Consider the following 13,870-nt stretch of genomic DNA (forward strand, 5'->3'; position numbering starts at 1 on the left):
CAGCTTTGAATTTAGAAGCAATAAATAGACTGCTATACTGAATTTCAGTAGTACACCATGCCGTCGCAGCCGTTCTGAGCGGCAGTTCAGACGAGCCTTATCTCCGATACGTCCTCCGCTAGCCATTTAATATCGTGTTTCAGTAAATGCTTCCGGACCACATTGATGGACACATAAAATGAATGAGAGCGTCCTTTTGAACACTTGGAAATGGCAGCCAGGAATGGCTGATTTTCTGAGATTTCCATTTGAAAATGCAAAACGCATCTCTCAAAATTACTCCCAGGCGTGGCAAGACCTTTTTGTATTGACGATGTTGGATGGACGTTTGAACGGACGCTATCTGGAAGTCGGCGCCAATGTCGCCAACTTCCACAACAACACCGCTTTGCTCAATAGCGCTTTTTCCTGGGAAGGCATCTCTCTCGAATACGACCCTGCCTGCCTTCAATCATGGATGACTGAGCGTCCCGATGGCAATTTCGTGATTGCCGATGCACTGGCGATTGACTACAGAGAAGCCATCGCCCAGTGGTTTGGCCCCGACACGAAGCGCATTGACTACCTGCAACTGGACATCGACCCCAGTTTTAATACGCTCAAGGTATTGAAGCGGCTGCCGCTGGATACGCATCGCTTCTCTGTCATCACCTTCGAAACGGATGCCTATTCCAAGGATTTTCGCGCCCGCGACGAAAGCAGGGAAATTCTCCGCCAACACGGCTACGAGCTGGTCGCAAAAAATCTGTGCGTGATGTATGCCGTGGTTTCGCCCGACCCGATCCCTTTTGAAGACTGGTGGGTGGACCCTACCGTCGTCGACCGAAAGAAGATCGACGAACTGCAACAGTTGCCGAATCTGCCCTTGCTGCCTCAGCACGTTCTATTTCGCAATAGCTAGCTGTTGCAGCTTGCCGGATGATTGCCGCCCGACGCTGCACGAGGAATCTGCAGCGTCGCCCGTGTTACCCCAGCTTCAGCCTCTTTTTATAATGCCCCGCCAGCCGTATGGAACGATGATGGAAATTCAAAGCGAGGTAGTCGATGACCATAAATAGAATCACGGAACCTCATATATGGAACAGGTTTGACGAGAAAAATTACCTCGATTTTTGCCCATCCGTCGCGACGTTGCCCAATGGTGAACAGTGGGTAGCGTTCCGCAGAAACAAGAGGCCGCCCGTATGGGGTGCAGGCGAGATATGGATGGTTCGGGTAGATCAGGAACTGGCGCCGATCGGCACGCCGTTTCAACTCATTCCCGCGGGGGAAGATCCGCGATTGCTGGTCCTCGGCAATCGGTTGTTTCTCATGTATGTCTACGTGGACCGCAGCGATCAGGGTGAAATTGTCGGCACAACGATTGCCATCGCGAAAATTGACTGGGCCAATGGCTTTCAGTTGATCCATCACCTCAAACTGCCGCAGAATCCGCTTGGCTCAGGAAAAAAGCCGGACAACTCGCTTGTCGGCTACGAAAAGAACTGGGTGCCATTTTTCATCGACAGCGACACCATCGGCATCCTGTATTCCCATTCGCCGTGGATCGTCCTGGAACTGTCCGTGGCCGGCGCCCCTGGCAGTTGGTCATTTAAAAATGCGCATCAGGACAACGGACTGGAATGGGGATACGGCGAAATTCGCGGCGGCAGCGTTCCAATCGAATACAGTCCGAATGAATACATCACTTTCTTTCATTCATCAGCCAAGACCGGCGGAAAAAAAATATATTATGGCGGCGCCTGTATTTTTTCAAAGCACGCGCCATATACGCCCACTTACTTCACAGCCGAACCGCTGACGACATCGCCGTTCAAATCAGGAAGCGACAAGCATGGCTGGTATCTGGGGCAACCGATCATCTTTCCTCTCGGCGCATCTTTCAATGCAAGAAAAGATAGCTACGAGATCCTGTGCAGTCTCGATGATGCATTCATCTGTCTTTACTCCATTCCATCCACTTATCTCAGGGAACGGCTGCAAGCGGCCGGCAAGGACCACCTGGTCCCGCGCATCCTGAGCTACCGCAAGAAGAAACCGGACGACAAGGATCTCTTCGTTATTTCCGCCAAGAGACGCATTCCATTCCAGGAAGAATTGATCAGATTTTTCAATGCGATGGAAATCAGCGGGGATATCTACTTTGACATCGGTGCCGATGACGGAGATTTCCTCGTGCTGCTGAACAATCAATTTCGCCAGAGCTATTCCGTTGCCCCCACGTCCGACTCGCAAGCATCCAGGCAAAGAAACATCCAGTTGAATGCCATGCATTCCATCACCTCGATCGACGAGGCGCAATTCCCATCCTTCATTGCCGCCATGACGTCCGATATGCCGATCAAAACCGGCGACGAAATATGGATGCGTATCGACTGCGCTGAAACACACGCCAGTCTCGATACCTACATTCCGGTTGCGCTGCAAATGAGCGCTTCACTTCTCTTGTCCGGAATTTCCCAAGACGCAATGCGAGCGCTGCTCGCCCAGTACGACATGAACGGCTATGCGATATCAGTCATCGCCAGCCTGAATCAAGTCATGTACTTGCTTATCGAAAAGAGCCATGTCAAGAAATATGAATGGTTCATCTGATCCGGGAGAGTTCCGCCATCTCCATCGCCGCCATACGCTCGTCATGCCGCGCGGACAAGAGCCGACGACATGCGAGCGGCGACGAGTCCGGCGTTAATTGACAATATCCAGGTAAGGAAGAGGGAAAACCAATTTCCCTTTTTTGAGTTTGTTGTTCCTCACGAAAAATTCCTTGAAATGCCAGGGAAGAACAATCAGAAAATCCGGCTCGTTTTCAATGAATTCAAGCTCGGGCACGATAGGGATCAAGGTGCCCGGCGTAAAGCAGCCGTATTTTTCAGGATTCACTTCGCCCACCGCTGAAATCTCGGCGGCAGTGAAACCGCAATACTGCAAGAGCACGTTGCCTTTCGTCGAGGCCCCCAGGCAAACAACACACTTTCCTTCGGCCAGGGCATCGGCGACAAAACGGCGCAATACGTCTCTGCTCTCTTTCACTCTCGCTGCAAACTCCTGGTAAGGCCTCAATGTGTCCAAGCCGGATTTCCTCTCCTGTTCCAGGATTTCCTGCAAGTTTTTGCATACCGGATAGGCCGAACTCTTTTTTGCGGCGGTGATGGAAAAGCTGCCGCCATTGACGTCATTGAATTCGACATCAACGATTTTCAGCCCGCTTCGTTCGGTCATCCAATGTATCTGCTTCAATGCGTAGTATTCCAGATGCTCATGGCAGGCTGTATCGTAGGAATTGCGCTCCAGCATCAACGGCATGTAGCTTTGTTCAAATACCCAGACACCCTGATCGTCCAGAATTTCGGCAACCTCATTGACGAAATCCATCGGACGCTCAAGATCATAAAACATCGAAAATGAGGTAACGACGCGTGCTTTGCGGTTGTGGAAAGCATCGCGGAATACCTTCGCCGTAAAGAAATCGGGAATCACCGTCACCCCTTCCGGATAGTACTGCCGGAACTTGGCCGCAGTAGGATCGATGCCGACACGCGCAAAACCTTTGTCGCCGTATGCACGCAAGGTGGTTCCGTCATTGCTGCCGATATCCAGGATAACGGGTTCCCCGCTCATGTCGACCAGCCCCAGGATCCGCTCGACCTTGCTATTCAGATGTTTGACCATACTGGCGTTGAGCCCGGACCGGTAACCGTAGTTGATCCCATACATTTCACTCAGGTCATAGGAATGGGCAAGTTGCAGCAGGCCGCAACAATCCTCCTTGCCCGTACATTTGACCAGGCGCAAAGGGCCTTTGGTGATGATTTGATCACGCTGCTTGGGAAAAACGCCCGTCAGCGTTTGTTCACCGAGATCCAACACCTGTTCGAGATGCGTGTTGCCGCAAATCCGACATGCTTTCAATTCGCTATACATAAGAATTATTTCCCGTTCTTCAATTTATTCAGCTTTTTTCAAACGATCGCGATCCGCGTCCACGAGCATCTTCACCAATCCGGGAAAATCCACGCTCCGACGCCATCCCAGTTGCTGCTCGGCCCGGCCTGGATTGCCTCTCAACTCGACGGTGTCGATTCTGCCGCCAAACGATTTGTTCACTTTCACATAGTCGTTATAGTTTAATCCGACATATTCAAAAGCGATTTTGCAGAAATCCCGGACGCTATGGGTTTCACCTGTCGCGATAACATAGTCATCTCCGACTGCATACTGCGACATTCGCCAGATCGCATTGACGTAGTCTCCGGCATATCCCCAGTCGCGCCGGCTATCCAGATTGCCAAGCTCCAGCTCATCGGATTTTCCGGCGGCAATCATGACTGCCGCCTTGGCGATTTTCCTCGTCACATAATGCTCTTCACGACGGGGACTTTCGTGATTGAACAGGATAGCGGTGCTGGCGTGCAGTCCATATCGTTCACGATACATCCGGATCATATGCAATCCATAGGCCTTGGCAGCGCCGTAACTATTGACCGGCGCAATTTCCGTCGTTTCGCTTTGCGGCGTTGTCTTTGCTCCGGCAAATATCTCGCTGCTGGCAGCCTGGCAAAAATGCGTTGCCGATGAAAACTGCCTGATCGCCTCAAGAAAGCGCACTGTCGCAACGCCATTCACTTCCGCAGTCTGAATCGGATCGTCGAATAGCTGGGCGCTCGATGCTCTTGCCGCCAGATTATAAATTTCATCAGGGCGCGTCGTCGCGACCACCTCGTTCACCGCACGGGTGTCCGCGAGATCCAGTTTCATTATGTCGATTACCGCTGCGCCGCAATGCATCTGGCCCGAATCCCGATGACTCGCCCCCAGGACCCGATACCCCTGGCCGCATAGCAACTCGGCCAGATAACTGCCATCCTGTCCGCTTATGCCGGTAATCAATGCAGTCTTTTGACTGGCCACTTCGTCCTCAAATCGTTAGCGTTTCATATGCAACCACGGCCGCTCGGAATACCGCCCGCCATTACTCATGATAGGCATTGGTGTAATATCCATGCCGTTTAGTCAATTCGTCACGCTCCGTCACTTTCAAGTCTTCCCGCACCATTTCCGCGACAAGCTCCCGGAATGTAATCTTCGGTTCCCAGCCCAGCATTGTTTTTGCCTTGGTGGAGTCGCCAAGCAAAGTCTCCACTTCCGTCGGACGGAAATAACGCGGATCTACCGAGACGATGCACTTCCCTTGGTCGTCGTAGCCTTTTTCGTCCACGCCTTCGCCCTTCCAGCTCATGTTGATGCCCAGTTCCATGGCAGCGATATTGACGAAGTCGCGCACGCTATGTTGGACCCCGGTCGCGATGACAAAATCTTCCGGTTTTTCCTGCTGCAGCATGAGCCATTGCATCTCCACATAGTCCTTGGCATGGCCCCAATCGCGCAGTGCATTCAGGTTCCCCAGATACAAATGGTCTTGCAATCCCAACTTGATGCGCGTCAATGCGCGCGTAATTTTCCGCGTCACGAAATTTTCGCCTCTTAACGGAGACTCGTGATTGAACAAGATGCCGTTGCAGGCATAAAGGCCGTAGGCTTCCCGGTAATTCACCGTGATCCAGTATGCGTAAAGCTTGGCGACGGCGTATGGGCTGCGTGGATAAAATGGCGTCGTTTCCTTTTGTGGAACCTCCTGCACCAGCCCGAACATTTCAGAGGTCGACGCCTGATAGAACCGGGTCTTCTTGGTCAGTCCGAGGATACGTATCGCTTCGAGCAAGCGTAGTGCACCGACGCCATCGACGTCGGCGGCATACTCCGGGGACTCAAAACTGACCGCGACATGGCTCATGGCTGCCAGGTTGTAGATTTCGTCCGGCTGCGTCTGCTGAATGATCCGCGTCAGATTCGATGAATCGCTCAGATCGCCGTGATGCAAGAAAAAACGGACGCCTTCCTCATGAGGGTCGCTATAAAGATGGTCGACCCTGGCGGTATTGAATTGCGATGCACGACGTTTGAGGCCATGAACCACATAACCTTTGCTGAGCAGAAGCTCTGCAAGATAAGCGCCATCCTGACCGGTAACACCGGTGATCAACGCAACCTTATTTTCCATTTCTCAATTCCTTTTCGCACTTGCGATCATCAACACAAGGATCCATGAAGGAGCTCTCGAATCTGAATCTGCACCGTTACTGCCGGCGCAGTCCGAAATAAACCGGAACGCCATTCATACGTTCGGCACTGCCATCTCGCCGTTTGTCCTTAACTTACCCGGCCAGTCGTCGATGTGACGGCATGCGACTCGGAGATCATCATGTTCTGCCCGAATTTTCCCATATTACGCAACAGTTCCAGGATCAAAAAACTGTGCAGGCGTTCCAGCAGGAAACCCATTGAGCGCCTCTGATAGCCATCGCGCACAACGAAATAAGAGGAATTCATGAATCCCGATGCCCGCTCAAGATACAGATAAAGTTTTTTGAAAATCTCGATCTGGTAAATCCCCACACTGCATGCCGGTATGATGTCTTGATAGCGCAAGAATTTTGCGGCATCCACTGGACTGAACATTTCAATTTCCATCAGATATTTGACGAAATTGAGAAAATCCTCAAGCACGTGCGCAGTCGCATATTGGCTCACGACGCCATCCGAAAAATGCACGGGAGTATTGAAGCAACTGATGGAATTGGTCCTGTCAAAACAAGACGCATACTTGCCCATATCGCTTTCCTGAATAGTCGTGATCCAAGGACCATTGGAGGCTTTGGTGCCATCTACCGGCTCGGGCGACACGAATCGTCTATAGTGCGAAATATTGACGTACTCGAAATTGGACGCAATGGCATCGATATTTTTATAGAGCCAAAGCAGTTGCGCATATTCCGACAGCGCATGACCGTTTTCGCCGTAGATGTCGTCCGGTACGATTGCTCGTCTTTTGGCTCCGCCCGTAATCACGTTGGGCGAAATAGCCAGGTCGATGAAATGTGCATGCCTTTCCGGGAAAGGCAAATGCCCGATACATACGTTGATGGTATTCATACTCGATTAGTGGTCTCTTCAAAATCGTCTGGCACGCGACCGGCTCCTTGACTTGCGCAGCCCAGGAGGCTTATTTTCATCTGCTATTCCACTCCGATATCTTTAGTGCATTCGAATTCTTCTGCGATGCGGAAACGGGTTCGGGAATGGGTGCGGAAACGGGAGCCGCAACTGGAATCGTCAACCCTGGTGCGGGAGGAACGGCCTTGTTTTCGGCAAGCGGCGCCGGTGCGGCGCCGGGCAGCGTCAATCCAAAATCCGCATACCCCTTGCGCTCGTTCAGCGCCTCCCCTTCGAATACCAATACGTCGCCAATCAGTTTGTCCTCGTAATATTCGCCTTCGAACAGTCCGGGAAACCGCAACAACGAGAGCACCACTTTTTCCAAAGGCTTCGGCCCCAAGTAATAGGCGCCGCCGGAAGCCCAGGCCCGCAATACCGGCCGGCCGTAAACGCGCCGGTTCAAATCCTGATCGAGACACAGCCCCCAGTGCATGCAGCGATCGTGCTCAAGACTCGCCGAAGGCACGCCCGCATAGACGTTTTCTCGCACCAACTGGTCCAGACTCTGGCGCAATTTGTCGGCATCTTGCAGCATCATTTCGTCGTCGACTTTCAGGACCCCGACATTGTTGCCGATGTTTTCATAAACCCAGGTAAAAGCGGCTGCAACTTTTTGAGGGATCGCTTCATATCGATCCGATATATCGACTTGCAAGGCCCTCACATGCTCAATCGAAGATGTATCGGCGCCGCTCACAATCATGTATTCGATATTCGCCTGATCGAATTGCGCCGCCAGCCTCAATGCCTTGGCTTCATTTTTCTTGCTCGTGATGATCAAGACCAGATTCTTGATGCCCGAGGTCTTTTTCACCAATTCCTTGTAATCGCCGAGGATATCGCCGTTATACGGCATGGCGGCAATTGCCGACTTCAAATGCCAGATCGCCTGGCTGTTGTTTCCACGCGCCTGCTCAACCTGGAAACGCTTGTAGTCCAGAGTCCATTTATAACCGGAAGGAATGTGCAGAAAGTCCGTCTCCAGTCGATCGCATTCCTTGAGAAGGCTATCCCACGTCAGCGGGGAAACCGGCAGTTGAAGCAAAGTAATAACGCGCTGATTGAAGTCCATTGTTCTGTCCCGTCTGGTTGTCTGGTTGTCTGGTTGTCTGGTTGAAATGGCGAACGGTTATTGGCAATCGATCAATAACCGAGCCGTTTAATTTCCGATTGCATGAACGTGCGATGCAAAATGCGCTCCATTGCATCCGTCCAGTCATTGGTGAGATTCCGCAACAGAAGCGCCTTGCCCGCTTTTGTCACGCTCTTGCGCAAACCATCGCTGGTCATCAGCATTCTCAAATTGGCGGAAAGCATCTCCGTATTGCCGACCGGATGCATCATCACGTTACGCCCGTGATGCAAGCCGATGTGCCGATATGTCTCGAGATCGGACAAACAAACCGGCACTTCCAGTTCGAAGGCTTCCCAGATCGTCAGCGGCTGCGATTCGCTGTAGCTGGCCAGCACGAACGCATCGGCCGACGCCAGGTAAGACAAGGTTTCTTCATTAGGCAACTCGCCCAGCATGCGATACCGTTCGGGAAACGCATCCGCCAGTTTTTTCGCGCCGTCGCTCAACTGCAGGTACTTGCCGATGAAGACACATTCGATATCGTTGCGCAGATCGGCCTCCATGGCATCGACGGCCATGATGGTGTCTTCCATGCGCTTGCGCGGCTCGATCGTACCGATGCAGACGATGCGCTTCTTTTGCTTCGGCATCGGTTGCAGGTCTTCATATTTGTAGATTGCATCGTTCCAGAACGGCATCACATGCACCGTCGCAGGACTGTCGAATAAAAAGCTGCCGTACACGATCCTCTGGTATTCGGTCTGAAACACGATATGCGACGCATGCTTGAAACCCGGCGCCAGTTGCGGGAAGCGCAGGATCATGTCGCGGCCGACTTCGGCCTCATGGATCCACCATACCACCGGGCATTTCGGCGCCGCCTCGGCCACATGAGCGCCGGCCATCAAGGTATTAGCCACGACCAGATCGACGCTCTGGATATTTTTGACAATGGGAATGCCAAGCGCCTCGAACTTCTTCCTGACCTCGCCTTCGCCATCGATGCGCGGCATGACGAACACTTCATGATTCTGCACCAGACGTTCGGCCAGTCGCAGCATGGCGGTACTGGCGCCGGTGGTATAAAACTCGTCATTCAAAAGAAGAATCTTCATGCACTGCCTTCAAAAACCGTCTGTTTCAATTTGATGCCGCCAAATTCTGTACTTGTCATTGCGGCGGCTGACGTTCACGCGTGCCGGGTGCAGCATGAGCAAGATGCCATATTAATGGCAAGGCAAGCAGTCAAAGGGTCGAGAACATGCCGAATTAACCCTCAACTTTGCATTTGGACAAAACCCGCAAGGCCTGCCGGAGCGTCTGCATGCTACACTTTTGCCTTATTTACCACTGCTTACTATGAACGTCGTCATCCTCGCTGCCGGTATGGGAAAGCGCATGCAATCCACATTGCCGAAAGTACTTCACCCCCTCGCAGGCAAACCTTTGCTGGCCCATGTCCTCGACACCGCCAAGACGCTCGCGCCAGGTCCATTGTGCATAGTCTACGGTCACGGCGGCGATGCCGTCCCATCCCGTTTTGCTGGCGACATGCTGTCGTTCGCCAGGCAGGAGCCACAATTGGGCACCGGCCATGCCGTCGCCCAAGCCCTGCCGCACCTCGATGACAATATGCCTACGCTGGTGCTGTACGGCGACGTCCCGCTGACTTCCGCTGCCACGCTGCAGCGCCTGCTCAATGCCGCCGGCAGCGACAAGCTGGGTGTCCTGACGGTGATGCTGGACGACCCCACCGGCTACGGCCGCATCGTGCGCGACCAGGGCAAGATCGCACGCATCGTCGAGCAAAAGGACGCCAGCGAAGCAGAACGCGCCATCCGGGAAGTCAACACCGGCATCATCGTCGCCCCGACCGCGAAGCTGCGCAAATGGCTGGCGGCGCTGTCCAATCACAATGCCCAGGGCGAGTACTACCTCACCGACATCATCGCCAGCGCGGTTGCCGACGGCGTCGAGGTGGTGTCGGCGCAACCGGACGATGCGGTTGAAATCATGGGCGTCAACAGCAAGGTGCAACTGGCCGAACTCGAACGCGCCTATCAGCGCAGCATCGCCGATACGCTACTGGAACAAGGCGTCACGCTGCTCGACCCGTCCCGCTTCGATGTGCGCGGCACGCTGACCTGCGGCCGCGACGTCAGCATCGACGTCAACTGCATTTTTGAAGGCAAGGTCGACATCGAAGACGGCGCGACCATCGGCGCGAACTGCATCATCAAAGACGCCCGTATCGGCAAGGGTGCTCAGATCAAGCCGTTTTCGCACGTCGACGGCGCCATCGTCGGCGCGTCGGCGCAAGTCGGCCCGTATGCGCGCCTGCGTCCAGGCGCCGAACTCGGCGAAGAAGTGCACATAGGCAACTTTGTGGAAGTAAAGAAGAGCCGCATCGCCGCGCGCAGCAAGGCCAATCACCTGGCTTACATCGGCGATGCCACGATCGGTTCGGGCGTCAATGTCGGCGCCGGCGTCATCACCTGCAACTACGACGGCGTCAACAAGTTTGAAACCATCATCGAAGACGATGTCTTCGTCGGCAGCGACAGCCAACTGGTTGCGCCGGTGCGCATCGGCAAGGGCGCTACCATCGGCGCCGGCACCACGCTGACCAAGGATGCGCCGGCTGACCAACTGACGCTGTCGCGCGCAAAGCAATTGTCGCTGCCCGGTTGGACCCGCCCGGTCAAAATCAAGAAATAAGCTCGTGTTGCAGGATTGCGCTCACACCGCAATCCTGGTTTCAAACTTGCTGCGATGGATGGAAAAGTAACTGCGCACGTTGCGCACATTCTTGTGCGTGGCGAACAAACGGTGCGCCAACGCGTGATAAGCCGGCATATCCGCGACCTGCACCATCAGCACGAAATCCGGCCCCGGCGACACACGGTAACACTGCAGCACCGCCGGTTCGGTCGCCACCAATTCCTCAAACTCCACCTGTCGCTCGTCGCCCTGCTGGTCGAGCGTGATCTCCACGATCGCAGTCAATGCCGGACCGAGCTTTTCCGGCGCCAGAATGGCTACCTGCCGCGTGATCACTCCCGCCTCGACCAGGCGCTTGACCCGCCGCAGACAGGTTGGCGGCGAGGCATGCACGTGTTCGGCCAGTTGGAAATTGGTCTGCGCAGCGTCTTCTTGCAAAGCATTCAAGATACGCCGGTCCAACTCGTCTAGATCAATGGTCATAATCTATAAATTTTAGTTTTATTTGAAATATTATTTCACAATGAATATTGTGAGCAATAATAGTCTAAATTTATATTAATTTAGAAATTTTATTTCACTTCGACTAGCCTAAGATGACGCCATTCACTCATTTCAGAAAGGCAGCATATGTGCGGTATTGTCGGCGCGGTAGCGCAAAAGGATGTCACCCCTATCTTGCTGGAAGGCCTGAAGCGCCTCGAATATCGCGGCTATGATTCCTGCGGCGTGGCGGTGCATATGGACGGCAGGTTGCAGCGCTCGCGCAGCACGGCGCGCGTTGCCGAGCTGCAAAAGCAAGTCGCCGAAACGCACCTGGCCGGCTTCACCGGCATCGCCCACACGCGCTGGGCCACCCACGGCGCGCCGGCCACGCACAACGCCCATCCGCATTTCTCGCGCGACCGCATCGCACTGGTCCACAACGGCATCATCGAGAACTACGAAGAATTGCGCGTCGAACTGCAGGGTGCAGGCTACATTTTTGAAAGCCAGACCGACACCGAAGTCATCGCCCATCTGATCGATCACATGTATACCGGCGACCTGTTCGACACCGTGCAGCAGGCCGTGCGCCGCCTGACCGGCGCCTACGCCATCGCCGTATTCTGCGTCGACGAACCGCACCGCGTGGTCGCCGCGCGCCAGGGGTCTCCGCTGATCGTCGGCGTCGGCCAGGGCCAAAACTTCGTCGCCTCCGACGCCATGGCGCTGGCCGGCACCACCGACCAGATCATTTACCTGGAAGAAGGCGACGTCGTCGACCTGCAATTGCAGCGCTACTGGATCGTCAACGCCGCCGGCAAATCCGTCGAACGCGAGGTCAAGACCGTGCATGCTTTCACCAGTGCGGTTGAACTGGGCCCGTATCAACACTTCATGCAAAAGGAGATATTCGAACAGCCGCGCGCCATTGCCGATACGCTGGAAGGCGTTGAAAGCATCATGCCCGAATTGTTCGGCGACGGCGCGCACAAGATATTCAAGCAAATCGACTCCGTGCTGATCCTTGCCTGCGGCACCAGTTACTACTCCGGCCTGACCGCCAGATACTGGATCGAAGCGCTGGCCAGGATTCCGGTGAACGTAGAAATCGCCAGCGAGTACCGCTACCGCGACAGTGTCGCCAATCCCAACACGCTGGTGGTGACGATTTCGCAAAGCGGTGAAACCGCCGACACCCTGGCCGCGCTCAAGCACGCGCGCGGCCAAGGCATGCACCACACGCTGACCATCTGCAACGTCGCCACCAGCGCCATGGTGCGAGAGTCGGAGCTGGCCTACATCACACGCGCCGGCGTCGAAGTCGGCGTGGCCTCGACCAAGGCGTTCACCACGCAACTCGCAGCGCTGTTTCTGCTGACGCTGGCGCTGGCGCAAACCCGCGGTCTGCTCAGCGACGAACAGGAAGCGCACCACCTCAAATCCATGCGCCACCTGCCCGCCGCGCTGCAAAGCGTGCTGGCGCTGGAGCCAAGCATCGTGGCCTGGGCCGAAGCCTTCGCCCGCAAGGAAAACGCCCTCTTCCTCGGTCGCGGCCTGCATTATCCGATTGCGCTGGAAGGCGCGCTGAAGCTCAAGGAAATCACCTACATCCACGCCGAGGCCTACGCCGCCGGCGAACTCAAGCACGGCCCGCTGGCGCTGGTGACGGAAGAAATGCCTGTCGTTACCATCGCTCCCAACGATGCCCTGATCGAAAAGCTGAAGTCCAACATGCAGGAAGTGCGCGCCCGCGGCGGCCAACTCTACGTCTTCGCCGATGCCGGTTCCAGCATCACCCCCAGCGAAGGCCTGCATGTCATCCGCCTGCCGGAACACTACGGCTTGCTGTCGCCGATCCTGCACGTGGTGCCGCTGCAGTTGCTGGCGTATCACACGGCGCTGGCGCGCGGCACGGATGTGGACAAACCCCGCAATCTGGCGAAGTCTGTGACGGTGGAGTGACGTGTCGCATGGCGATTGTCATGTTTGTCACGAAACAACAGAAGCACTTTATATTGACCAGAAATGGGCGGATTTTCGGCCAACCTCAATCGGCCTGAAATCCCCTACCTATCTAACTTTGGCGGGCAGTTCTTGTACCAGATTTTCGCTCCTAATCGCACCCCCAAAGCTGGTAAGCATTTTTCCGACTTTATCCTTATCCAGACATCTTTTCGTTGCCATTTGGAAAATAAATTCCGTCCGCCCGAGAGCTGCGGGCACTCCGCACAGAAATCAATGAAGTCATAGATTTCGACCACCGAAAATGGGAGCCGGCATCGCCTCCCATAATCGAGCGACATCAATTCGATTTAATACAACAATTCAACCTCGGCAGGATTGTCACCGGCCTTAACGGTCGCGGCATCATCAATGACGCATGACCTTGAGAAGCCACCGCCGTAGTGCACCACGATGACGGAGATATCCGGTGGGAGTTTCCCTACGAACTGGGTGACGGCTACAGCCCGCTCACTCGCCAAGCTGCCTTGGAGCATCTCGGAAGCCCGAAGCGAGGTGCCCTTGGAGAGG

Annotated in this window: 11 protein-coding genes; 4 read left to right on the plus strand and 7 right to left on the minus strand. The window is 54.6% G+C overall.

The features are described from left to right. The first annotated feature begins 178 nt into the window (after window positions 1-178). Together RV1423_RS10840 and RV1423_RS10845 are read left to right on the plus strand one after the other, a co-directional pair. Complete coding sequence (locus RV1423_RS10840) at window positions 179-901, plus strand: hypothetical protein (protein ID WP_155835081.1); 723 nt, start codon at window positions 179-181, stop codon at window positions 899-901. A 143-nt stretch (window positions 902-1,044) separates the two neighbouring features. Beyond that, a complete protein-coding gene (locus RV1423_RS10845) occupies window positions 1,045-2,595 on the plus strand; it encodes a hypothetical protein (RefSeq protein ID WP_155835082.1) in 1,551 nt (516 codons plus the stop codon). Window positions 2,596-2,688: 93 nt separating this feature from the next. Here RV1423_RS10845 and RV1423_RS10850 read toward each other — a convergent pair whose 3' ends face one another. From RV1423_RS10850 to RV1423_RS10875, 6 genes are all read right to left on the minus strand, one after another. Continuing rightward, complete coding sequence (locus RV1423_RS10850; protein ID WP_034296376.1) at window positions 2,689-3,924, minus strand: class I SAM-dependent methyltransferase; 1,236 nt, start codon at window positions 3,922-3,924, stop codon at window positions 2,689-2,691. A gap of 24 nt (window positions 3,925-3,948) precedes the next feature. After that, the gene (locus RV1423_RS10855) at window positions 3,949-4,911 is read right to left on the minus strand and encodes a GDP-mannose 4,6-dehydratase (protein WP_034296378.1); all 963 of its coding nucleotides are present in this window, start codon (window positions 4,909-4,911) and stop codon (window positions 3,949-3,951) included. 61 nt (window positions 4,912-4,972) lie between these two features. Then, window positions 4,973-6,061: a GDP-mannose 4,6-dehydratase gene (gmd, locus tag RV1423_RS10860; protein ID WP_034296380.1), complete on the minus strand. Its 1,089-nt coding sequence runs from the start codon at window positions 6,059-6,061 to the stop codon at window positions 4,973-4,975. Window positions 6,062-6,210: 149 nt separating this feature from the next. After that, the gene (locus RV1423_RS10865) at window positions 6,211-6,993 is read right to left on the minus strand and encodes a DUF4422 domain-containing protein (protein ID WP_034296382.1); all 783 of its coding nucleotides are present in this window, start codon (window positions 6,991-6,993) and stop codon (window positions 6,211-6,213) included. A 76-nt stretch (window positions 6,994-7,069) separates the two neighbouring features. Then, the gene (locus RV1423_RS10870) at window positions 7,070-8,128 is read right to left on the minus strand and encodes a hypothetical protein (RefSeq protein ID WP_155835083.1); all 1,059 of its coding nucleotides are present in this window, start codon (window positions 8,126-8,128) and stop codon (window positions 7,070-7,072) included. 71 nt (window positions 8,129-8,199) lie between these two features. Beyond that, entirely contained in the window at window positions 8,200-9,246 is a 1,047-nt protein-coding gene (locus RV1423_RS10875) for a glycosyltransferase family 4 protein (RefSeq protein WP_034296384.1), read from the minus strand. A 244-nt stretch (window positions 9,247-9,490) separates the two neighbouring features. Between RV1423_RS10875 and glmU the strand changes: the two genes are divergently transcribed. Further along, window positions 9,491-10,849 (plus strand): bifunctional UDP-N-acetylglucosamine diphosphorylase/glucosamine-1-phosphate N-acetyltransferase GlmU, encoded by a 1,359-nt coding sequence (gene glmU, locus RV1423_RS10880; protein ID WP_034296386.1) that lies wholly within the window; start codon window positions 9,491-9,493, stop codon window positions 10,847-10,849. Window positions 10,850-10,870: 21 nt separating this feature from the next. On the opposite strand, the gene RV1423_RS10885 is transcribed toward glmU, so the two are convergent. Beyond that, the gene (locus RV1423_RS10885; protein ID WP_034296388.1) at window positions 10,871-11,335 is read right to left on the minus strand and encodes an Lrp/AsnC family transcriptional regulator; all 465 of its coding nucleotides are present in this window, start codon (window positions 11,333-11,335) and stop codon (window positions 10,871-10,873) included. Window positions 11,336-11,482: 147 nt separating this feature from the next. Between RV1423_RS10885 and glmS the strand changes: the two genes are divergently transcribed. Next, on the plus strand, window positions 11,483-13,300 hold the full coding sequence (gene glmS / locus RV1423_RS10890; RefSeq protein WP_034296390.1) for a glutamine--fructose-6-phosphate transaminase (isomerizing): 1,818 nt from the start codon (window positions 11,483-11,485) through the stop codon (window positions 13,298-13,300). Window positions 13,301-13,870: the final 570 nt, after the last annotated feature.

Origin of the sequence: Herbaspirillum sp. RV1423, assembly GCF_000577615.1 — a bacterium.
GTDB lineage: Bacteria > Pseudomonadota > Gammaproteobacteria > Burkholderiales > Burkholderiaceae_D > Herbaspirillum.

Excerpts from the sequence above, each read along its gene's own strand:
- RV1423_RS10875 (WP_034296384.1), bottom strand. The coding sequence starts at position 9,246 with ATGAAGATTCTTCTTTTGAATGACGAGTTTTATACCACCGGCGCCAGT.
- RV1423_RS10845 (WP_155835082.1), top strand. The coding sequence starts at position 1,045 with ATGACCATAAATAGAATCACGGAACCTCATATATGGAACAGGTTTGAC.
- glmU (WP_034296386.1), top strand. The coding sequence starts at position 9,491 with ATGAACGTCGTCATCCTCGCTGCCGGTATGGGAAAGCGCATGCAATCC.
- RV1423_RS10885 (WP_034296388.1), bottom strand. The coding sequence starts at position 11,335 with ATGACCATTGATCTAGACGAGTTGGACCGGCGTATCTTGAATGCTTTG.
- RV1423_RS10865 (WP_034296382.1), bottom strand. The coding sequence starts at position 6,993 with ATGAATACCATCAACGTATGTATCGGGCATTTGCCTTTCCCGGAAAGG.
- RV1423_RS10840 (WP_155835081.1), top strand. The coding sequence starts at position 179 with ATGAATGAGAGCGTCCTTTTGAACACTTGGAAATGGCAGCCAGGAATG.
- glmS (WP_034296390.1), top strand. The coding sequence starts at position 11,483 with ATGTGCGGTATTGTCGGCGCGGTAGCGCAAAAGGATGTCACCCCTATC.
- RV1423_RS10850 (WP_034296376.1), bottom strand. The coding sequence starts at position 3,924 with ATGTATAGCGAATTGAAAGCATGTCGGATTTGCGGCAACACGCATCTC.
- RV1423_RS10870 (WP_155835083.1), bottom strand. The coding sequence starts at position 8,128 with ATGGACTTCAATCAGCGCGTTATTACTTTGCTTCAACTGCCGGTTTCC.
- gmd (WP_034296380.1), bottom strand. The coding sequence starts at position 6,061 with ATGGAAAATAAGGTTGCGTTGATCACCGGTGTTACCGGTCAGGATGGC.